Source organism: Pontibacillus yanchengensis Y32 (assembly GCF_000770635.1).
In the GTDB taxonomy this organism is placed as follows: domain Bacteria; phylum Bacillota; class Bacilli; order Bacillales; family BH030062; genus Pontibacillus; species Pontibacillus yanchengensis.
On record NZ_AVBF01000062.1, the window covers coordinates 1 to 21,517 of the forward strand.

Consider the following 21,517-nt stretch of genomic DNA (forward strand, 5'->3'; position numbering starts at 1 on the left):
TTATATGTCCGTCAAAAAAGTTCCTACGCCGTGATGAGTCCGATCGTAACATTTCAACAGGGATGGGTGGGAAACGGGGAGACTCCCGCGGGAGAAAAAGGTAGGCGAGATCCCCTGAGGGTGCTTTTCCCGAAGGTAGCTTGCCAGCTCTCCCGCAGGACGCCTTCTTATCTTGAATAAAACTAGTTAGATTAGTTGATTCCAAAATCAACACCAAACTTTAACATAGTCTAGAAAAAAGAAAAGGACCCTGACTCTTAACGAGAAAGGGTCCAAAGAAGATGCTTATCTCTATTAATGAACTTCTGGTCGTTCAGAGATCTCTTCTAACGCATGACCAGCCGCTTCATTTGAGTATTTTTCTAAAGATAAGTCACCTAAGGAAACGATACCTACAAGTTTCCCATCTTCTACTACTGGTAAGCGACGAATTTGTTTTTCGGACATAATCTTACTTGCTTCTTCTACAGAAGTTTCAGGTGTACAAGTTGTAAGTTTATCACTCATAACCTCTTGAATCGTAGATGAACCTGATTTCTTCTGTGCATACCCACGAATGACAAGATCTCGGTCAGTTACCATTCCAAGAAGATTTTTATCATTGTCACAGACAGGAACAGAACCCACATTACGTTGTTTCATCGTAGTAGCAGCTTCAAAAAGGTTATCATCCGAAGTACAACACGCTACATCTTTTGTCATGATGTCTTGAATAGATTTCATTACAATCGCCTCCATAGTATTTTATAAAATGGAACAGACAATGAAGAACATTGTAACTACCCCATTACGTGCTTAGTGTGTCCGATTCTTGAAAAAAATTGCTTTTTTTCTTTTGTTTTTACGATTTATATGGCAAACAATTGCAACTTGAGGAAACTTTTAATATGATGTATTTAGACTACGTTTTTAGAATTTTTGCGAGGTGGAAAATAATGAAAATTGATGGAGTAGGTTTAGCAGGTGCAACACTTGATCTGAAGAAACTAGACCACCTAATGGACAAAGCTGGATTTGTCCGGGCTGGTCAATGGGATTATGAACGAGTTACATATGATTATAAACTCGATACTGCAACAAAGGGTCAAACGTATTATATTCGCGCACAAGGATATGCGCTTGAAGGTGATGTTGATAGAGGAGACGCAGTCATAACACTTATGACACCTCTTATTGGCTTACATTATTATCCTCATGGTGTCGAATATGGTGATGGTGAAGAATTCCCTGCTAGTGTTGTTGAACGTGCAAATAAGCTATTAGAGCGTGTTAAGGGGCTTATTGATGAATTTAATGGTGGTAGACCTCCACAAGCCGTTCTTGGCGAGCTTATGGAATGGGCGAAGGAAAATAATGATGAAGCATTAATTTCCAAAATTAAATCATTAGAAACATATGAGAAAGACTCTTCAAATTCTAATGAATAACGTAAACGAAGCGACTGTATGCCCCTTAGGATACAGTCGCTTATTATTTTAATCTCTTGGATTGAAAATGAATTAACGGGTTATTTCCTCGGTTTGACTCTTTATCCTTGGGAGGATTGTCTTGCTTTTGTTCTCTCAGCAGTTCACGAATATCACCTAAAATTTTATCAGTTGTTTCTTCTTTAAATTTAACTTTTTTAGATTTTCCCCTCATTCGGAAAATAATCTTTAGAAACATGAATATGGCAAATGTGATGATAAAAAAATCAACGAATGCCTGCAGAAAAGCACCATAATGAATGGTTACATCTCTAAATGAGAAACTCAAAAATTGCAGGTTTACTCCTCCCATAACAAAACCAGCTACTGGCATGACAAGATCACTAACTAAAGATTCTACAATCTTACTGAAAGCACCACCAATTATAACAGCAATAGCTAAATCAAATGTGTTTTCTTTTATTAGAAAAGACTTAAAGTCTTCCCACATAGACAACCCCCTCCTCCTCACATTTGTATGTTTAGAAAATGTTATACATGTGTAAGAATTAAGTCTTTTATCTGTTCAAAGTGCTTACTTCATGCTATATTTTGAAATAGAGAGTTGTTGGAAAGGAGCTTTTTGATCTAAATTGTTTCGATATCTGAATAAAAGACAATGGATTTTAATTTTAGTTACAATCCTGTTTATCATAGCAGCGTATTTTATTTTACCCGTATCTTTACCTCTTATTATTGCCTTTATAACGGCGCTATTTCTCAACCCAGCCGTTCGATTATTACAATATAAATTTCGAATACAAAGAAAGTTATCCGTAATAATCGTCTATATCTCTTTTTTAATTCTACTCTCCATTGCTGGGACATTTCTTGTTACAAGAGCCGTCACACAAATTGCGAGCTTTGTAGATAACGCACCGATGTATGTATCACAAATTGAAACGTTCTTCAGTGAGTGGGAGAAAGACACAAGTCGCTTCAAAGAACAGTTCCCACCTCAAGTGGTGAAGGAAATTGAAACAAGTATACAAACAAATCTTTATCAATTTAAGCAATCTTTAAGCCAAAAGAGTAACATAATGGATATTGCTGGATTTATATCGAGCATTCCAAACTACTTAGTGAGTTTTCTGGTCTACTTAATTGCTCTCTTTCTCTTTATGTTAGAGATGCCTAGGCTAAAATCAAAAGCATACGATCACATGACTACTAAAACAGCAGAGAAAGTTCGATTTATGAATTCAAGGTTATCCTATGTGGTATTTGGTTTCTTAAAGGCACAATTTCTTGTTAGTATTGTTATCTTTGTGGTTACCTTGATAGGTTTACTCATCATTTCTCCAAATGTAGCCATAATCATGTCTCTCATTATTTGGATAATTGATTTCGTCCCAATTATTGGCTCGATTGCCATTTTAGGTCCATGGGCTGTATATATGTTTTTAATTGGCGATTTTTATATGGGAACCCAATTAGCTATCTTAGCTGTAGTACTATTAGCTATTCGAAGAACAGTAGAGCCGAAAGTCATGGGAAGACATATAGGTTTATCTCCTCTGGCAACATTAATTGCCATGTATATTGGTTTGAAATTATTTGGTATTTTAGGCTTCTTCATAGGACCATTAATCGTTATTGCCTTTAACTCCGCCAAAGAAGCTGGAATAATTAAGTTAAACTTAAAGATTTAACAAGTCTTATGTATTATTAAACCAAAAGGTGCTATCCCTCTATAAATAGAGGGATAGCACCTTTTATGTGGATTGGATATATTACTAGGTTTTATTGGCAAAAAGTTATTATTGTTTAGAGGCATAATGTTGAAGACTTAGATTCGAGATTTTATTGGGTAAGGGATGTATCCGATACATAAAATAAGACTAGGGATTGGGTGGGATACGGCTCGCGTCCTGCGGGCGGCCCTACACGACGTAGGGTCGTTCGACGTTGTCACACGATGTGACGGATTTAGTCGAACCTCCCCTTCGCAAGCTACCTTCGGGGAAAGCGCCTTCAGGGGGGGTCTCGCCTACCTCTTTCTCCCGCGGGAGTCTCCCCGTTTCCCACCCATCCCTGCTGAAATTGTTACAATCGGACTCTCGACAATGCGTAAGACATCTTACCGACCTCAAGTCGTGTGAGGACACAGGAAAGCGAGCTATTTCCCGGCCCATCTTTTCTCTGCATTAAAGCAACGGAAATATCCCGACTTCAAGTCTTCAAGATAATGGGGTAATTATTAATGAACAACATCTAGTTAAAAAAAGTCAAGAAATGCTGGTTGAAAATCGGAAAGTAGCGAAGATACCTTATAAAGATCTCCTTCTATTTTAAGATTCTCGAACATATGTAGATGATGTATAGTTTGACTGTTTAACAATAGAGCAGTGAAAGATTGGATAGATCCATCAATAGTAACATCTGATTGACCTAAATGACCGTATTGTACAATTCCAACCCCATTAGTAACGGTAAGCGTCCAAGCTCCATCATTCCAAGGAGCCATTTCATCCATTACTTGTAAATGAAGTACACAAGAATAAGTGTATTTCTCATAAGGATATGATTCCAAAAATGCTTTAAGATCAACTATTCTACTCATGAAATATGCTTGTCTTGATTCTTTCACTCTAGGATTATGTAAATAAAACAACATTGGGTCATTTGGGAGGAGGATCATCTCTATATAATCGATCATCGAATCATGATTTTTCATCCAAGATATTAGATTACACCAGGCGTTATAACTCGTATAAATAATTTCTTCTACATGCATTGTATTATCCTCTAGTTTGGTTAATGCATATCCATCAGGTCTTCCATCTACATCATATGAAAGTATAATAGTAATCCCTTCAGTAATCACCCTGTTTTCCCACCAAAAAGAATCTCTCTTCATTAATAGACCGTATTGGGCAGCTGCTTGATTATAAAGGTTTTGTAATGCTTCACTATGTTCTGAATAAGTTGTTCGTACTATCTTGCCATCCGTATTAGATACATGTGGGATATCAGTTAATGATAAACTAGCCTTCCTCATTTCTTGTGTCAGTTCCCAGCCAAAACGCCTATAAAAAGAAATGGAGAAAGGATGTAACATTGATAGTATCAATCCGTTGTTTTTCATAACTTCAAGGCTGTGAGATAGCAATTTATTCACATGACCTTTTCTCCTGAACTCTGGCCATGTTGCTATACTAGCGACACCACCAAACTCAAACGGTTTATCTTTAATATATGTCTGGAGTGGGATAAGATGCAATTTAGATGCTAATTGCCCTTCTTCAAATACACCGTAAACCCATTCCTTAGTTAATCTTTTTCTTTTCGCTTCTCTTCTCTTATCTGTTAATGGTGACTGGAATGCATAAGAACCAAGTTGCAAGACATCTTCAAAATAGAAATGTTCATTACATTGCTCGATTCTTACCATAAAAGCGCTCCTTTCTTGCCTCAAACCATATTAACCCATCTTCTTCACCTTTTTCAGCAAACCCATTTGCTGTAAGTACTTTACAGGATGGCACATTATTGGTTTCACAAGAAGCAGTGACTGTAGTGATACCGTCTTGTCGAAAAGCCCATCCAAGCATTGATTCTACCGCTTCTTTCGCATAACCCTGATTACGATGAATTTTAGAAACATAATATCCAATTTCAACTTCTCCGTTAACTGGTTTCCCTTTGAAGCCAATATCACCAATTACAATTTGCTTATGTTTATCTAATATAATCCACGGACCATAACCAAAATGCGTGGAGTCTTGTTCTAATGCTTCAACATAAATCGGTAATAATGCTTTTAAAGCATTATCAGGCCATAAGGCGTCATATGGAGTCCCTAACCATTCTGGATAGTTTTCAGTATCTATCATTAGTTTCTGGGCTTGATCAATTGTTATAGGCGAAATTATAAGACGTTGGTTTTCTACATCCATTTTTTCGTAGCCACCTTTCATAGGTATATATGTACAAATTTTTTTAAAAATGAATATCCTTAGCTCATTCTTTGTAATAGTTCCTTTTATGAGTGTAGGATAAACCTTTTAATAAGTCTCATCTAAAAAAAACATCTTTTTTTGTCGAAACAATGTATCCAATAAAGCAGATACCCATTGGAAATATCTCAGCACTTGATTACTCTTCATACTTAAACGTAAAAAGCATCTGCCAATAGCAGATGCTTATAATCCTAATATTGCTTTAATCATACTTGTTGTTTCGCCACCATCATAAATAATGTATAACAGTAAATATACCATAACACCGGTTATAGCAGTAAAGAACCAAATGATGCTTGTAACTGGACCTATTTTTCTATGTTTTGAAATATTTCGTTTAAACGCTAGAGTTAAGGTGACCAAGCCAAACACTGCACCTACCGTAGCTAGTATAATATGAAATATTAGAAAAGCAGTATAGTACACTTTTAAATCATCGGGTCCTCCGAAGCTAGTGTTCCCAACAAAGATGGTACGTGATACATAAATTATAAAGAATAATAGTGCACTTGCTGCTGCAGCAACCATAACCTTTTTATGAGCAACTGCTTTACCTCTTGCAATAAGTACCCAGCCAATAGCTATTAAAAGTGCGCTTAATACAATAAATGCTGTACTAAGAGTTGGTAATAAAGGCATTTTTCTCCCCCATTTTCATAAAAAACACATAACAATGTTATATAATTTATTTTTAGTCTAAAGTGATAAAATACTTAAATTTAAAATTTCAAAGCCAAACACCTGATGTACAAAGGTTACACCAGGTGTTTTATTTATATTAGGTTAAGACTCACTCGGTATAGGATCTATTGATGATGATTCTTGGTTATACCAAGAGAAGAAGATAATAGCAATGAAAATACCATAAACAATCTCTTGAGTAATTTTCATGATGACTCCCCCAAGCTGTTGATCCTGAAGTATAGGCATTGGTGAGAATATTTGGGGTCCACCTAGCGATAAACTACTTAATACTCCACCAGGCACACATAAACTCAGAGCACTACTCCAAGCTGCTGGGTCACTATAGGTACTATAAAGTGGTTCTCCTGCAAAAATAATTAATCCACATGCAGGAGTGATTAATACTCCATTCGCAAAAATATAACCTAACTTAAGTAAAGGTGATAGTGTATCCATTTCTTCAAGTGGTGTAAATACTGGCCACCAAACACAGAAAGCGGTTATAAGTATAACAGTCGTTATAATCGCATGAGCTATTACACTTGTTTTCGCAAAATCAAAAACCTCTGGAATGTGATATAGAGAAAATAAACCGTTAAATAACAATAAAGCAACAAGTGGCTTTGTAAGGATACGTAAAACTGGTGCTAAGATTGGTGTTGAAAATAGCTTCCTCCACATCCATTTTGGAATACCTTGTACAATAAATATTGGGAAAACAAGGTAGTATAATGCCATTTGCGTCATATGAGCAGTAAACATTATGTGACCTAACAAATCTACTGGAGAACCTTTAATCAAGTACAATAGAATTAACCCTGTATAAAACATAATCTGTTGAGAGGAACTAGGTCGTTCTACATCTCCAAACTTGCTTCTCCAAGGACCTGTTAAAACATAATATAAGCCTGCTAATAAACATATAAAAACAAAATAATACGGGCTCCACAATGCTCGAAACCCAAATATTTGTAATTCTAACCACATTTTTATCTCACTCCATCATGTTGTTTAAGTAGTACAGCCTATATTCCATTATAACCTATTTCATTTGGCTATACATACCACTAAACTGGATAGATCCTATTAAAACTTTGACAATATTGTGTACGTTTCCCTTTTGAAAGAGAACGGTGAATAATTCTCCTATACGAATAAACTTAACGTAAGAGAATGTAATATTTTACGTAAAGTTATTCATAAACAGATCCTTTTATTGTTTCCTATAAAAAAGAAAAGGCCGGAGAACAAGTCTCCGACCTTTCAAATCACCACCAAACAATGGTTACCATTGCTAGAATGGTTAGAATCGCAACGAATACACCTGAGTATAAGAACAAAGCAGGTAATCCATGGCCTTTGTGATTCATGTGCATGAAGTAATAAAGCTGAAATGCTACCTGCACACATGCCAGAAGGATAATGACAGGAATCGTAAACATTGGATGGAATTCTCCAATTACTAGACCGAAGGAAACCAGCGTAAATACAATCATAGCTGCAAACGTTACAAGCTGGTACTTCATTTCTTCTTTATTCTTTTTTCGATAAAATTCAGTTGAAGTGGAATTGGTGTCTCTTGCCATCTTTTAACCCACCTTTCCCATTAGATAAACAACCGTGAAGATGAATACCCAAACAACGTCGATGAAGTGCCAATATAAAGAAGCTACATAGTACTTCGGAGCGTTGTATAGATTCAACCCACGTCTAGCATTACGAACCATTAATGTAACTATCCAAAGTAGTCCGAACGCTACGTGTGCACCGTGAAATCCAACTAACGTGTAAAAAGCAGATCCAAATGCAGATGAAGTGAACGTATGTCCATCGTGATGAACGTACTCATAGAATTCAAAGATTTCTAAACCAAGGAAGGAGAGTCCTAATAGGACTGTAATCCCCATCCATAACTGCATCTTTTGAAAATCTAAATTCTTCATATGGTAAATTGCATAGACACTTGTTAATGAACTTGTTAACAAAATCATTGTCATAATAAAAACAAGCTCTAAACCAAATAACTCTTCAGCTGGTTTTCCGTCTAAATTGGAATCTTTTAATGCTAAGTATGTTCCAAATAAACTGGCAAATAGAACAGTTTCTCCACCAAGGAAAAACCAAAAACCTAAAAACTTATTTTTTCCTTCAAGGGTAGCTTTTTCAGGTTCGTGTGGACTTTGTCCTGGTTTTAGCTGCTTCAACTCTTCTGCGCTCATTCAGAACCAGCCCCCTTTTCTAAATCTTCTTTATGAATATGATAACCAAGGTCATCTTTAACAGAACGAACAAACATAGAAAGTAATGTAATTGCCATTCCTAATACAGCAAGGATAAGGTAACTAGAATTATCGACTTGGTAGATAAAACCAAATCCAGCAATAAATAGACCTAATGACATCATGAATGGAATAAATGAATTATTCGGCATGTGAATGTCTCCAAGTGGTTCTGCTGGAGTCATTTTTCCATTACCATGTCTCTTCTCTACCCAAAGCGCATCTAACCCACGTACAAGTGGTGTTTGAGTAAAGTTATAGAATGGTGGTGGTGAAGGAATAGACCATTCAAGTGTTCTAGCATCCCATGGGTCACCACTAACTTTTTCACCTTTAATGGTTGTGATTACAACGTTAATTAGGAAAATGATAGTACCAATTGCCATTAGGAACGCTCCTAATGTACTTACAAGGTTACCAATCTCTAACCCTTGATCAGGTTGGAACTTCCAATAACGTCTAGGCATTCCCATTAATCCTAAGAAGTGTTGGATAAAGAATGTTAAGTGGAAGCCAAAGAAAAACGGCCAAAAAGCTAGTTTACCCATTTTCTCATTAAGCATGGTTCCAAACATCTTCGGCCACCAATAAGTAAGTCCAGCAAACAGACCAAATACCACACCACCAACAATTACATAGTGGAAGTGGGCTACAACGAAGTACGTATCATGATATTGATAGTCTGCAGCAGCAGCGGCAAGCATAACGCCACCAAATCCACCTAGAGTAAAGGATGGTATGAACGCAACAGTCCATAACATCGGCACTGTCATACGAATACTTCCGCCCCACATAGTAAATAACCAGTTGAAAATTTTAATACCAGTTGGAACGGCAATAGCCATTGTAGCAATAGCAAAGATTGAGTTAGCAACTGGACCTAAACCTGTTGTAAACATGTGGTGAGCCCAAACCATGAATCCTAAGAAACCAATTAGTACTGTCGCAAAAACCATTGCTGAGTAACCAAATAGACGTTTCTTAGAGAATGTAGATATGATATCACTAAACAACCCAAATAGCGGTAGAACAAGAATATAAACTTCTGGGTGTCCAAAGATCCAGAAAAGGTGCTCCCAAATTACGTGGTTACCGCCCATTGATGGGTCAAAGAAGTTTGCTCCAAATAAACGGTCAAACATCATTAGGAATAGTCCAACAGTTAATGCCGGAAACGCAAATAATATAAGCACACTCGTTACTAGAGAAGACCAAGTAAATAGGGGCATTCTCATGTATGTCATACCTGGGGCACGCATGTTAATAATTGTTACTAGGAAGTTAATACCCCCAATTAACGTTCCTGCACCAGATATTTGTAGTCCCATAACATAGAAATCAACACCATGTCCTGGAGATGTGGTGGATAAAGGTGCATAAGCTGTCCAACCAGCATCAGGTGCTCCTCCCATAAACCAAGAACAGTTCAGAAGTACTCCTCCAAAGAAGAATAACCAAAATCCTAATGAGTTTAGGAATGGAAATGCTACGTCACGAGCACCAATTTGTAATGGTACTGCTATATTCATTAATGTAAATATTAATGGCATAGCTGCTAAGAAAATCATTGTTGTACCATGCATGGTCAACAATTGGTTGTACAATCCAGCTGAGACAAACTCATTATCTGGTTGAATAAGCTGAATACGAATAAGCATTGCTTCTATTCCGCCAACTAGGAAGAAGAAACCACCTGCAATTAAGTAAAGAATTGCGATTTTCTTGTGGTCAACGGTGGTAAGATAATCCCATAAGCCAGCGAAGAAGCCGTTCTTTTGTGCATACGCTGTACTCACGCTACGACCTCCCTTTTCTCTCTATTAATCTTACTGAGCATCTTCAGGTTTAATTTCCGAAGGCTGTAATTGTAATAAGTAATCTGCAATTTTACTTGCTTCTTCATCAGTTAATGGTACTTCAGCTTCTGTGTTCCCGTACTTACCAGTCATTTTATTACCTGGTTTAACTTCTTCAGGATGCTGCAACCATTCAATTAGATTTTCCTTATTATTGTCTAAAATACCAGCAATTTGAACTCTATCTCCAAATGCGGTTAAGTTAGGTCCAACTGCCGCTGGAGAGGAACCAATAGCATGGCAGGCAATACAGTTTTTATTCTTAAATAACTCTTTACCTTCTTGTGCTGATTGAGTCTCAGGTGTTGAATCAGTATTTACGTTTTTCATATCCTCTGCCCATTGATCAAATTCCTCTGGACTAACCGCAATCACTTTAAAGTCCATAAGTGAGTGTGAAGGCCCACAGAACTCAGCACATTTACCATAATATACTCCTTCTTCATAAGCATGAAGGAACATTTCATTTTCGTTTTTACCTGGGTTTGTGTCCATTTTACCAGCTACAGAAGGTACCCAGAATGAGTGAATTACATCACCAGCTGTTAATTTTAAGTATACGCGCTCCCCAGTTGGGATATATAGGTCTTGGCTTGTTTGAACCTCTTGACCTTTATAATTATAATGCCACCAATATTGCTTACCAGTAACTTCAATCGTTATTGCATCTTCTTTTTTATCCTCTGCAGGAGTTGTGTCCGCAAGCATAAATGTTTTCTGCACAGTAGGTACTGCTAGCACTACAAGTAGAATAATTGGAACAACTGTCCATAGTAATTCTAAAAATTTGTTCCCCTCTACTTGCTTAGGAATATAATCTTCGTGGTCCTTTTTCTGGCGAAAACGAATTAATACAAAAAAGTAAATCGCCATAACAACAACGCCTACAAAGACCATGATGATAACGCTTAACATCATTAAATCATAGATAACATCAGCGCCTTCACCTTTGGGTTGTAGGGCCGAAAGTTGTGGATCACCGCAACCTGCAAGGAAAAGCATTAGTGAGCTTAACAAAAGCAGAATACGTGACTTTCCCATCCATCCTTTCATTAAATGATACCTCTCTTTCTCTTTGTAATTCTTTCTTTATTATTATAATAATCAGGAAAACATCAAATAGTTTTCCTGATTATATTAATACGGAAATGGTAATGTTGCGATAACCATAGCTATAAACAGTATGGTTAAATAATTTAAAGAATAAACAAACATCCATGTTGCCCATTTCATATCATCTTTCATAAAGAAACCAGCAATCCCAATGGCAAGCCAACCAACTGTTAATACGGTTGCTAAAATAAGAAAAACTGTTCCTAAGGAATGAAGGTAAAACGGTAATGGAAGAAGACATGCTACATAAAGTACTATCTGTCTTTTTGTAATAGAAAAACCGTGTACGACAGGTAACATAGGGATACCTGCCTTTCTATACTCTTCACACTTCTTCATAGCCAACGCTAGGAAATGTGGAGTCTGCCATATGAACATAATGAGGAATAATCCCCATGCTACAGGGTGTAATCCTGGGTCGAGTGCTGCCCATCCTATTAGTGGAGGTACCGCACCTGAAAAACTACCAACAACAGTATTTAAAGTGTACTTACGTTTTGACCACATAGTATAAAGTACAACATACGTAAACCAACCGAATACAGCTATCAATGCAGCTGTCCAGGTTGTAAATGCTAGTAGTAATACTCCTAATAATGTAACTGCTATCCCCATTATTAAAATATTCTTAAGCGTAATTGTACCTGTAACTGTTGGTCGGCTTTGAGTGCGTGACATAATTTGATCAATATCACGATCATAATAATTATTTATGATGCACCCACCTGCAATAATGAAAGCGGTTCCCAGCATCGTCAATAGGAAAACGTGCCAGTTATCAAAAAAAGATGAACCTGTAAAATACAAAGCTAGCCAAAAGCCTGCAAATGTAGTCATTAGATTCGAATTAATAATACCTATTTTTATCAAGGATAATATATCAGCCCATAACGTTGAAGCTGATGCTTCATCCGTTGAAGTTTTTAGCACTTGAGCAGTTGATTGCATTGTTCTTGGATTGTTCATTTCTCTCAACTCTCCTCCTTCAGCGATCCCTCACGTTGCAATGATCTCCGTTCTATCATTATACCTCAAAATTATTTCGAATAAGGAGGGTTTATTTGTGACATCTTTATGAACATTTAAGTGAAGTAAGTACGATTTTGAGTCCTATATATTGTATCATGGAATTATATTTCTATCTATTTTATAAGGGACTTTTTCAAAAATGAAAAGAATCTTCTAAATAGGTGAGCTAGTTTTATTATTGGATTGTTTTACAAGTATGTATAATCCGTAATCCTCATATTATCATCGGAGTATATTCTATCTTATATACATCGTCTCTCATACAAGGTATGATGACTATACAGGGAGTTCATTTGGATAGAGAGCTTATCCCCTATTTATTTCTAGCAAACAAACATATACATTGCAAGCACTTTTTAAATTAATTAGTGAAAATTGGATGAAATCATGGTAGGATATTTTTTGTGTCGAATTAGTGAAAGATAGTGTAACATACTTGGAAGTTCGCTAATTAATGTATTACTATAGAATTTAGTTCCACAGTGAAAGTAGTGAGGTGGATACATGCTTAAATTAATTAAAACATTAGCTGTCCTATCTACGCTTGGTATGCTCTTCGTACTTATTGGTGGAGCCTTAGTTACGAAGACTGAGTCTGGTATGGGATGTGGCGATAGCTGGCCACTATGTCATGGACAACTAATTCCTTCTGAAATAACCTTTGAATTAATTATTGAGTTAAGTCATAGATTAGTTTCTGGAGGCGTAGGATTTTTAGTTCTATTACTATCGATTTTATCATGGAGAAAATTTGGACATATTAGGGAAACAAAATTATTAGCTTTCTTATCTACTTTTTTCTTAGTCCTTCAAGGGCTAATAGGCGCTGCAGCCGTGAAGTGGGGACAGTCTGATTTCGTATTAGCCATGCATTTTGGAATTTCGTTAATATCTTTTGCTGCAATTCTATTGCTCACGTTCATTATATTCGAAATTGATAGAAAGTTCGATGCGAAATCATTATACATTGCCAAAGGAATGCGTAAACAAATGTATGCTATGGCTATCTATACATTAGCCATCACATACACTGGCGCACTAGTTCGTCATATAAACGCTAGCTTGGTGTGTGGGAGCTGGCCTTTTTGTAATAACTCTACTCCACTTGGCTTAGCCAACTTTAACCTTCATCAATGGATTCAAATGGGGCATAGATTGGCAGCAGGAATTCTTGTTGTATGGGTCATCATACTTTTCAGAAAGGTGATGAAGGAGTATAAAACAAGTAAAGTAATGCGAAGTGGATGGATTGTGGCATTAGCATTAATTCTCTTCCAAGTATTCTTGGGAGCAATGATCATTGTAACCAAATTAAATCTAATGATTGCCTTATTACATGCTTTAATCGTTGCTTGTTTCTTTGGAATACTCAGTTACTTCATACTTCTTTCATCCCGAAGTGCTAGGTACAAAAAAGATTCTAAAAACAGTCATACAGAATATGTTTCTTAAAAATGTTTACTATTTCTCATGTCAAAAAAAGGTCGTACAGGTAACAAAAAAAAGCCTGTACGGCTTTTTTATTCATGTTTGGTATATTTATTTGCCCATCTTACAACTCATCCAATTATTGCGCCCCAAAACAGCTTATCGAACGGCATTAAAACAGTACCACCGTGAGATAAGCCTACAAAAGCTTTTCTAGCTTATGATTCACTTTCAAACTCAATGTTATATCTAAGTTAGTACCAGCTTGGACTTCTCCACTCACATCGGCTGCTTTTTACATTAACATGCATGACTCGATTTTTTTCACCACTTACTTTAGGTGCTTCTGCAAAAGTTCGTATATCTATTATTTCACCCTCTATGGCTTTCTCATAAAAAGATACCTGCTCTCTGGCATCTTATGAAAAAATATAGATGTAGTCTAGCCATTTCACAGCCAACTCCCCTTTATCATTTTCCTTTCTAACAGCATCCTAAAACTCAAACAAGAACAAATATTCTTTTAAAAACTTCATACTACTTACTCCGTAATATCAAGTTTTAACAAATTAAAGGTGCAGTTTTTTAGTTACTGCACCTCTCGAATTATTCAAATTCAACTAATAAATCACCCACATGAATAGCTTCTCCATTTCTTACGTATATATCTTTCACTTTTCCTTCAAATGGCGCTTGTACAGTGGTTTCCATCTTCATAGCTTCCGTGATCATGATGTGATCACCTTTATTTACTTTTTCTCCTTTATCAGCGATTACCTTTATCACTGTTCCAGGCATCGTTGCACCAATGTGCTTATCATTATCTTTATCCGCTTTTGGTCTTTCCTCTACTGCAGATTTAATACTATCATCTTTTACTACAATCTCTCTAGGTTGACCATTTAATTCGAAATATACTACACGAGTACCATCTGCCTGAGGTTCACCAATGGATACTAGTTTTACAATTAAAGTTTTACCTTGTTCAATTTCGATATCAATTTCCTCACCTAAGCGCATTCCATAAAAAAACGTTAAAGTATCAAGTACAGACATATCACCGTATTGCTCATAGAATTGATGATAATCCATAAATACTTTTGGATAGAGAGCATAAGTAATCATGTCAAAACTAGTGATTTGTCTGTCTAGCTTATGGAACAAAGTTTCTTTTAAATCTTTGAAATCTACTGGGTCAAGAAGCTCTCCTGGACGTCTCACAATTGGATTTCTGCCTTTAAGGATGATACGTTGTAATTCTTGAGGAAAACCTTTATAAGGTTGCCCAAGGTATCCTTCAAAAAATTCGATAACTGAATCAGGAAAGTCAATAGATTCTCCTTGCTCATAAATGTCGTCTTCATTTAAGTTATTCTGTACCATAAATAAGGCCATATCTCCAACAACTTTTGAAGAAGGAGTAACTTTAACAAGGTCTCCAAACATATCATTGACACGTCGATACATTTTTTTGACTTCATCCCATCTGTCTTCCAAACCAACAGCTTTAGCCTGTTGTTGCAAGTTACTATATTGACCTCCGGGCATTTCGTGATCATACACCTCTGAATTCGGTGCCATCATTCCACTTTCGAAATCCTGGTAATACTTTCGAATATCATGCCAATATAACCCTAAATCCTCATATGCATTAACGTTAATATTTGGTTGTCGTTTGTTGCCTTCGAGTGCATGATATAGGCTTGTAGCGCTAGGTTGTGACGTTAATCCTGCCATTGAACTAGCCGCCACATCTACTGCATCTACACCCGCTTCTATGGCCCTTGCATAAGTGAATATTCCGTTTCCGCTTGTATCGTGTGTATGAAGATGAATTGGAATATCCACTGATTCTTTAAGGGATGATATTAATTGGTATGCAGCTTCAGGTTTAAGCAACCCTGCCATATCTTTAATACCTAATATATGTGATCCTGCATTTTCAAGTTCTTTTGCCAAGTTTACATAGTAATTCAAATCATATTTTGTTCTGGAAGGATCTAGAATATCTCCTGTGTAACACATAGATGCTTCCGCAATCTTATCATTGTTTCGAACAGCTTCAATCGCTAGGGTCATACCCTCTACCCAATTTAAACTATCAAAGATGCGGAAGACGTCTATACCTGCTTGACTACTCTTTTCAACAAATTCACGAATAAGGTTATCTGGATAGTTTTTATATCCTACCGCATTACTAGCCCGTAAGAGCATTTGAAATAAAACATTTGGCATTTTGTCTCTCATATGAATCAAACGCTGCCATGGATCTTCTTTTAAGAAACGATAGGAAACATCAAATGTAGCGCCTCCCCACATTTCAACTGAAAAAAGTTCAGGAAGAAGTTTTGCAGTTGGCTCAGCAATATGTTCTAAATCTTTAGAGCGAATGCGCGTAGCGAGCAACGACTGGTGGGCATCACGAAATGTGGTATCTGTATAGAGTACACGGTCTTGTGCTTTCAACCAATTCGCTACCGCATCTGGTCCTTGCTCATCTAGCATTTGCTTTGTTCCTCTTGGAATATCTGTATAAGGTTTCACATCAGGCATCCTTGGTTTATGCAGTGCAGGCTTCTTCTTCTTTTCAGTCCCTTGGAAGCCATTCACCGTAGTAGAAGCAATGTAGGAGAGCATTTTCGTACCACGATCTTTACGCTTAGGAAATACAAATAGTTCAGGTGATTGATCAATAAAAGTAGTGTCATATTCACCATTCAAAAATTTCGAATGCAAGATAACGTTTTCAAGAAAAGGTATATTGGTTTTTATACCACGAATTCGAAATTCCTTTAAGTTTCGCACCATCTTATTAGCTGCCTGTTCAAAACTAAGTGCCCATGTTGAAACTTTAACTAATAACGAATCATAGTGGGGAGAAATAACAGCTCCCTGAAACCCGTTTCCTGCGTCTAGTCGTACTCCAAAACCACCACCAGTACGGTATGCCATAATTTTTCCTGTGTCAGGCATGAAATTGTTCAGTGGATCTTCTGTAGTTACACGAGATTGGATTGCAAACCCATGTGTACTTATATCAGTTTGCATTGGGATTCCTATTGGTTTTTCAAAAAGGTTATATCCTTCTGCAATCATAATTTGAGTCTGAACAATATCAATGCCTGTGATCAATTCCGTAATGGTGTGTTCAACCTGTACACGCGGATTCACTTCAATAAAGAAAAATTCATCCCCTGAGACAAGAAATTCCACTGTTCCTGCGTTTTTATATTGTACGTTATTCATAAGTTTCACTGCTGAATCACAGATTTTCTCTCTTAACTCATATGGAAGTGATACACTTGGAGCGACCTCAACAACTTTTTGATGGCGTCTTTGAACAGAGCAATCACGTTCATATAGGTGTACAATATTTCCATCTTCATCTCCCAAAATCTGAACTTCTATGTGTTTGGGATTTTCTACTAGTTTTTCTACATAAACTTCATCGCTACCAAAAGCTGCTTTAGCTTCTGATTTAGCTCGCTCATACGAATCACTTAGTGTATCTTCACTACGGACGATTCGCATCCCTCGTCCTCCTCCACCAAGTGAGGCCTTAATAATGATAGGGTAGCCATGTTTTTGTCCAAAATCCCGCACTTCCTCTAACCCAGATACAGGACCATCAGTACCAGGGATAACAGGTATATCTGCTTCTTTAGCTTGATATCTTGCTTTCACTTTATCGCCAAACATATGTAAGTGAGTACTCGAAGGACCAATAAATGTAATCCCTTCTTCTTCACAACGTTTTGCAAAATGTATATTTTCTGATAAGAAGCCGTACCCTGGATGTATCGCATCAACACCGACACTTTTAGCGGTTTCTATAATGCCTTCAATATCAAGATAAGCATCAATTGGTTTCTTTCCTTCTCCGATTAAATACGCTTCATCTGCTTTGTAACGATGGTATGATCCACTATCTTCTTTTGAATAAATGGCAACAGTTCGAATGTTTAGTTCCGTACATGCCCGAAATACCCGGATTGCAATTTCACCACGATTTGCTACTAGGACCTTATTGATCTTTTGGTATTCACCCATGGTTTTCCTCCTTTAGGTTGTGCCGCACTATTTGTTGCTGTCCTTCTATTTTCTATATCTTCTTCTACAGCTTGCTTCGTAAATGTATAATCTTCTTGAAGCTTTGCTTGTTTTGCAACGTTATTCAAAATTCCCATCGAAGCTAAAAGTACAATTAGAGACGAGCCTCCATAACTAACAAATGGCAAAGGAACTCCTGTGATTGGTAAAATTCCACTAATTGCGCCTAAATTAATAAACGCTTGAATCCCTATCATGGAGGATATCCCGATAGCTAATAAACTTCCGAATCCATCTTTGCATTTTCGCGCGACATAAAGACCACGCAATACGATTAAAGCCATAAGACCAAGGGTGATTAAAACTCCTAACACTCCAAGTTCTTCTGCTACAACAGCCATAATAAAATCAGTGTGTGGTTCTAATAGATAGCCCAATTTTTGGACACTTTGTCCTAATCCTTCACCTGTCAATCCACCTGTTCCAATGGCTATGTAAGATTGGATTAAGTGATAACCATCTGATTCTGGTAATTGGAAAGGCTGATAAGCACCTGTAAATCTCGCAATTCGCTCATCTGAAGTCATCTTTGGAAGTGCTAAAATAATACAGATTGCTCCTGTTATACCCAACAGAAAAATATGCCTAAAACGAATACCAGAACTAATTATTACAGCACAAGCCATTAAAAAGATAATAGCCGCTGTTCCTATATCGGGTTGCATACCAATAAGAGCTAATATTGCAATTGTCAAAGCAATTGGTGGCAATACGGCTTTTGTGAAATCTTGTATATAAGCCTGCTTTTTAGACAAAACAGATGCAAGATACATAATTAACCCAATTTTTGCAGCTTCAGCTGGCTGAAAGCTAACAGGACCAAAATCAAACCAAGAACTTGCATTCCCTTTGTTGCTTCCTAAGATTAACACTAAGACAAGAGTCGATAGCACAAAAAATATAATTAGTGGCATTAACTTCTGATACTTTTGGTAAGGAAAAAACATTGTGATCACAAATGCTATTAACCCCAGCACTACCCACTGGATTTGTTTTGTTAAGTAATACGTACTCGGTACATCAAATTTCACTACCCCATATACCATTGAGGCACTATAGATCATGATTACCCCAAAGGCAGTAAGTACTAATGGGGCAAATATTAAAGTGAAATCAAAATTTTTAAATATTTTTTTCATAACGTCCATCCTTATGTAAGAATATCTAATTAGTGATACTCTTATTTATGTATTTTCTCTGTTGTATGTAATAACGCTTATCGACATAATTCACAAGTGTTTGTCTCTGTTTTAATTTCTACTAGATGAAGGGAGTAATCTCCTGCTTTTTCAAAAAAATATTTCTCTTTCCCCTAAATCTTTTCGAGATAAATGTTCTAATTAAGGCAGTACATCGTCACTTTTTGTAGTTCAAAACAATACCCCCATTACATTTGTACCCCGATAAGTTAACCAACACTCATAAAATTTAATGGAAGGCTTTATAAAGCAAAAAAACTCAAATTATCACCTTTTGGTGTAATTTGAGTTTGAAAATCAAGAATTTTGAGAAGCTTCGTGTAAAGCATTCATTTCTTGCTCTAGATTCTCGAGAAGTTTTTTGCCGTCTTCTTCGTTAATTAAATTTAAACGAACCGCAAAATCTATTTCTCGAGATAAACCAAACATTTGTGTATCGAGAACCTCTTCATATAGAGGGCATTGCGGCATGGTTAGATTATCCATCTGAACTCTAATGAGTCTTGCAATTTTTTCAGCATCAGCCTTAAGAAGGGCATATGCTTGATGGCGATGATCAACCGCTACTTCAGATGACACGTTAATCCCCTCCGATTAAAACAGACTTTCTTGTATTTATATTAGCGTTTCACAGAAAAAAATGCAAGCAGAGATATTGATTTTGCACACCAATAGTCTTACATAAACTCTATTCTATTTGCTCTTAGAATATAAATAAATCTTCTCTATTTGCTAACATTTCTAATAGGTGCATACCTACTACACTATTCCCCTTTTCATCCAGAGCAGGACCAAATACAGCAATCCCACCTAGATCTTTATGAGCTCCCATTATTGCACCAGAAACTCCACTTTTTGCTGGAATTCCAACTCTAATAGCAAATGACCCCGATGCATCATACATCCCACATGTGACCATAAAGGTTTTGCAAATTCGAGCATAATGTTGAGGTATGATTTGTCTACCAGTTTCTAAATCTTTTCCTTCATTGGCAAAAACAGCACCTATTCGAGCCAATTGTTGAATATTCACATCAATAGCGCATTGCTTTGTGTAGGTATCTAAGAGCTCTTCTACACTGCCTTCTACAACTCCTGTTTGTTTCATAAAAAAACTTAGGGAACGGTTTAAGAAGGAGGTTTTAAATTCAGAAGAGGCCACCTCTTCGTCATACGTTATGGAATTGTCTCCAGCCAATTCATGAACGAATGAAAGCAGTCTACCAACTTTTTGATCAGGTGTTGACCCCTCAACCATATTTGTAACTGCTAATGCACCAGCATTAATCATAGGATTTAATGGTTTTGAAGGATTTGATGTTTCTAATTTTGCTATTGAATGGAAGGGATCCCCTGTTGGCTCCATTCCAACCTTAGAAAAAACATAATCTTCTCCTTGATCCATAAGTGCTAATGCTAGGGAAATTACTTTAGATATACTTTGCAACGTAAACGTATGTTCTAAATTACCTGCTTTTATGCACTCTCCATTAAGATGAACGATGCTAATCGCAATATTTTCAGGGTTTTGTTTCGCTAATGCTGGAATATAATCGGGTACTTTGCCTAAATGAGTAAATGATTGAACATGGTTAATCCAACCTTCTAGTTGGTGTTGATTTACTTTTTTTCGCAAGATTATGCCTCCTTTAATGCATGAGTAAAAAATATTCGATATACTAGAAAAGAAACTTTTACATAGGAAGGGTGCCATTTAATTGGTTATTCAAATAACAGGAAATGTTCATTATACAATTACGCTAGACCCCACCGTTTGGATTTTTGATGATCGAAAAATCGATTTTTCGGAAGCGTTCACATCTGCTGAAGCTCTAAAAGAGAATGAGGAAGATGACCTCCGAAAAGCAGCTCAGATTTGGGATAGAGAAATTTATCAGCAAAAATTAGATCCACCAGTTAATAAGAGTATTTCCACATTTGACAAAAAGAAAATCCTTGAAGGAACGTATGTAATGCCAATCCACCACTTTTTGGAACACGCTCAACTAAAGGATAACGCAAGTATAGTCACTTTGGAAACGATAGAAGGTCCGGTTCAGATTAGTGTTCACGATCTAAAGCAGTCGCTATTATTATTTGCCCAAGATGGCAAACCAATTCAAGAAGAGGGTCCTGTCCATTTATACTATATGGACGGTTCAAATAAAGAGACTCCTCTTAAGGGTATTCAGAAAGTGGTTGTAGAGTAGACTGTTTATGGTTATAAGCCATGTATGACCTAGCTTAACTATTGATCTAGAGCTTGGAATATTCCAAGCTCTTTTTTATTATTCAATATTAGCCCCATTATCTTGAAGACTTGAAGCCGAGATAAATAGCTATTTGGTCTGGAAAAGAGGGATGTTTCCGTTGCTTTCATGTAGAATAAAG

19 protein-coding genes are annotated in these 21,517 nt (G+C 36.7%); 4 read left to right on the plus strand and 15 right to left on the minus strand.

Translation table 11 applies throughout. The features are described 5' to 3' along the window. Positions 1–294: 294 nt before the first annotated feature. Positions 295–723 carry a CBS domain-containing protein gene (locus N782_RS16640; RefSeq protein WP_036822845.1) on the minus strand — a complete coding sequence of 143 codons (429 nt, stop codon included), beginning with the start codon at positions 721–723 and terminating at the stop codon, positions 295–297. Between the two features lie 212 nt (positions 724–935). Between N782_RS16640 and N782_RS16645 the strand changes: the two genes are divergently transcribed. Continuing rightward, a complete protein-coding gene (locus N782_RS16645; protein WP_036822847.1) occupies positions 936–1,427 on the plus strand; it encodes a YugN family protein in 492 nt (163 codons plus the stop codon). A 43-nt stretch (positions 1,428–1,470) separates the two neighbouring features. Here the strand turns inward: N782_RS16645 and mscL are convergent, their stop codons facing one another. Further along, positions 1,471–1,917 (minus strand): large conductance mechanosensitive channel protein MscL, encoded by a 447-nt coding sequence (gene mscL / locus N782_RS16650; RefSeq protein WP_084103141.1) that lies wholly within the window; start codon positions 1,915–1,917, stop codon positions 1,471–1,473. Positions 1,918–2,059: 142 nt separating this feature from the next. Between mscL and ytvI the strand changes: the two genes are divergently transcribed. Then, positions 2,060–3,118 (plus strand): sporulation integral membrane protein YtvI, encoded by a 1,059-nt coding sequence (gene ytvI / locus N782_RS16655; RefSeq protein WP_036822851.1) that lies wholly within the window; start codon positions 2,060–2,062, stop codon positions 3,116–3,118. Between the two features lie 566 nt (positions 3,119–3,684). Here ytvI and N782_RS16660 read toward each other — a convergent pair. The 9 genes from N782_RS16660 to cyoE form a co-directional block, all read right to left on the minus strand. Beyond that, positions 3,685–4,860, minus strand: coding sequence for a GNAT family N-acetyltransferase (locus N782_RS16660; protein ID WP_052111400.1), 1,176 nt, complete (start codon positions 4,858–4,860; stop codon positions 3,685–3,687). Further along, positions 4,838–5,365: a GNAT family N-acetyltransferase gene (locus N782_RS16665; RefSeq protein WP_036822854.1), complete on the minus strand. Its 528-nt coding sequence runs from the start codon at positions 5,363–5,365 to the stop codon at positions 4,838–4,840. Before N782_RS16665 ends, N782_RS16660 begins: the two co-directional genes overlap by 23 nt. A gap of 246 nt (positions 5,366–5,611) precedes the next feature. Then, the gene (locus tag N782_RS16670) at positions 5,612–6,067 is read right to left on the minus strand and encodes a DUF420 domain-containing protein (RefSeq protein ID WP_036822856.1); all 456 of its coding nucleotides are present in this window, start codon (positions 6,065–6,067) and stop codon (positions 5,612–5,614) included. Positions 6,068–6,211: 144 nt separating this feature from the next. Then, a complete protein-coding gene (ctaG, locus tag N782_RS16675) occupies positions 6,212–7,099 on the minus strand; it encodes a cytochrome c oxidase assembly factor CtaG (protein ID WP_036822858.1) in 888 nt (295 codons plus the stop codon). Positions 7,100–7,380: 281 nt separating this feature from the next. After that, positions 7,381–7,698 (minus strand): cytochrome c oxidase subunit IVB, encoded by a 318-nt coding sequence (ctaF, locus tag N782_RS16680; protein WP_036822861.1) that lies wholly within the window; start codon positions 7,696–7,698, stop codon positions 7,381–7,383. A gap of 3 nt (positions 7,699–7,701) precedes the next feature. Next, the gene (locus tag N782_RS16685) at positions 7,702–8,331 is read right to left on the minus strand and encodes a cytochrome (ubi)quinol oxidase subunit III (protein WP_036822864.1); all 630 of its coding nucleotides are present in this window, start codon (positions 8,329–8,331) and stop codon (positions 7,702–7,704) included. Further along, on the minus strand, positions 8,328–10,187 hold the full coding sequence (ctaD, locus tag N782_RS16690; protein WP_036822867.1) for a cytochrome c oxidase subunit I: 1,860 nt from the start codon (positions 10,185–10,187) through the stop codon (positions 8,328–8,330). The genes N782_RS16685 and ctaD overlap by 4 nt, the downstream gene beginning before the upstream one ends. Positions 10,188–10,217: 30 nt before the next feature. Next, positions 10,218–11,300, minus strand: coding sequence for a cytochrome c oxidase subunit II (gene coxB, locus N782_RS16695; protein WP_036822869.1), 1,083 nt, complete (start codon positions 11,298–11,300; stop codon positions 10,218–10,220). A gap of 84 nt (positions 11,301–11,384) precedes the next feature. Next, on the minus strand, positions 11,385–12,326 hold the full coding sequence (gene cyoE, locus N782_RS16700) for a heme o synthase (protein ID WP_036822872.1): 942 nt from the start codon (positions 12,324–12,326) through the stop codon (positions 11,385–11,387). Positions 12,327–12,893: 567 nt separating this feature from the next. On the opposite strand from cyoE, the gene N782_RS16705 reads away from it, so the two are divergent. After that, a complete protein-coding gene (locus N782_RS16705) occupies positions 12,894–13,841 on the plus strand; it encodes a COX15/CtaA family protein (protein WP_036822875.1) in 948 nt (315 codons plus the stop codon). 582 nt (positions 13,842–14,423) lie between these two features. On the opposite strand, the gene pyc is transcribed toward N782_RS16705, so the two are convergent. The 4 genes from pyc to glsA form a co-directional block, all read right to left on the minus strand. Further along, the gene (pyc, locus tag N782_RS16710) at positions 14,424–17,867 is read right to left on the minus strand and encodes a pyruvate carboxylase (protein ID WP_036822878.1); all 3,444 of its coding nucleotides are present in this window, start codon (positions 17,865–17,867) and stop codon (positions 14,424–14,426) included. Next, a complete protein-coding gene (gene ftsW, locus N782_RS16715) occupies positions 17,834–19,066 on the minus strand; it encodes a putative lipid II flippase FtsW (RefSeq protein WP_084103143.1) in 1,233 nt (410 codons plus the stop codon). The genes pyc and ftsW overlap by 34 nt, the downstream gene beginning before the upstream one ends. A gap of 357 nt (positions 19,067–19,423) precedes the next feature. Then, positions 19,424–19,705 (minus strand): Fpa/YlaN family protein, encoded by a 282-nt coding sequence (locus N782_RS16720; RefSeq protein ID WP_036822885.1) that lies wholly within the window; start codon positions 19,703–19,705, stop codon positions 19,424–19,426. A 124-nt stretch (positions 19,706–19,829) separates the two neighbouring features. Next, positions 19,830–20,762: a glutaminase A gene (glsA, locus tag N782_RS16725; protein WP_036822888.1), complete on the minus strand. Its 933-nt coding sequence runs from the start codon at positions 20,760–20,762 to the stop codon at positions 19,830–19,832. Positions 20,763–20,844: 82 nt separating this feature from the next. Here glsA and N782_RS16730 point away from each other — a divergent pair, with 82 nt between their 5' ends. After that, the gene (locus N782_RS16730) at positions 20,845–21,336 is read left to right on the plus strand and encodes a hypothetical protein (RefSeq protein WP_036822891.1); all 492 of its coding nucleotides are present in this window, start codon (positions 20,845–20,847) and stop codon (positions 21,334–21,336) included. Positions 21,337–21,517: the final 181 nt, after the last annotated feature.

What these genes read in the sequence shown, in the direction of transcription:
- mscL (WP_084103141.1), bottom strand. Translation starts at nt 1,917, where the DNA reads ATGTGGGAAGACTTTAAGTCTTTTCTAATAAAAGAAAACACATTTGAT.
- ctaG (WP_036822858.1), bottom strand. Translation starts at nt 7,099, where the DNA reads ATGTGGTTAGAATTACAAATATTTGGGTTTCGAGCATTGTGGAGCCCG.
- N782_RS16685 (WP_036822864.1), bottom strand. Translation starts at nt 8,331, where the DNA reads ATGAGCGCAGAAGAGTTGAAGCAGCTAAAACCAGGACAAAGTCCACAC.
- cyoE (WP_036822872.1), bottom strand. Translation starts at nt 12,326, where the DNA reads ATGAACAATCCAAGAACAATGCAATCAACTGCTCAAGTGCTAAAAACT.
- coxB (WP_036822869.1), bottom strand. Translation starts at nt 11,300, where the DNA reads ATGAAAGGATGGATGGGAAAGTCACGTATTCTGCTTTTGTTAAGCTCA.
- N782_RS16705 (WP_036822875.1), top strand. Translation starts at nt 12,894, where the DNA reads ATGCTTAAATTAATTAAAACATTAGCTGTCCTATCTACGCTTGGTATG.
- N782_RS16660 (WP_052111400.1), bottom strand. Translation starts at nt 4,860, where the DNA reads ATGGTAAGAATCGAGCAATGTAATGAACATTTCTATTTTGAAGATGTC.
- ftsW (WP_084103143.1), bottom strand. Translation starts at nt 19,066, where the DNA reads ATGAAAAAAATATTTAAAAATTTTGATTTCACTTTAATATTTGCCCCA.
- N782_RS16670 (WP_036822856.1), bottom strand. Translation starts at nt 6,067, where the DNA reads ATGCCTTTATTACCAACTCTTAGTACAGCATTTATTGTATTAAGCGCA.
- N782_RS16645 (WP_036822847.1), top strand. Translation starts at nt 936, where the DNA reads ATGAAAATTGATGGAGTAGGTTTAGCAGGTGCAACACTTGATCTGAAG.
- ctaF (WP_036822861.1), bottom strand. Translation starts at nt 7,698, where the DNA reads ATGGCAAGAGACACCAATTCCACTTCAACTGAATTTTATCGAAAAAAG.
- N782_RS16665 (WP_036822854.1), bottom strand. Translation starts at nt 5,365, where the DNA reads ATGGATGTAGAAAACCAACGTCTTATAATTTCGCCTATAACAATTGAT.
- N782_RS16640 (WP_036822845.1), bottom strand. Translation starts at nt 723, where the DNA reads ATGAAATCTATTCAAGACATCATGACAAAAGATGTAGCGTGTTGTACT.
- pyc (WP_036822878.1), bottom strand. Translation starts at nt 17,867, where the DNA reads ATGGGTGAATACCAAAAGATCAATAAGGTCCTAGTAGCAAATCGTGGT.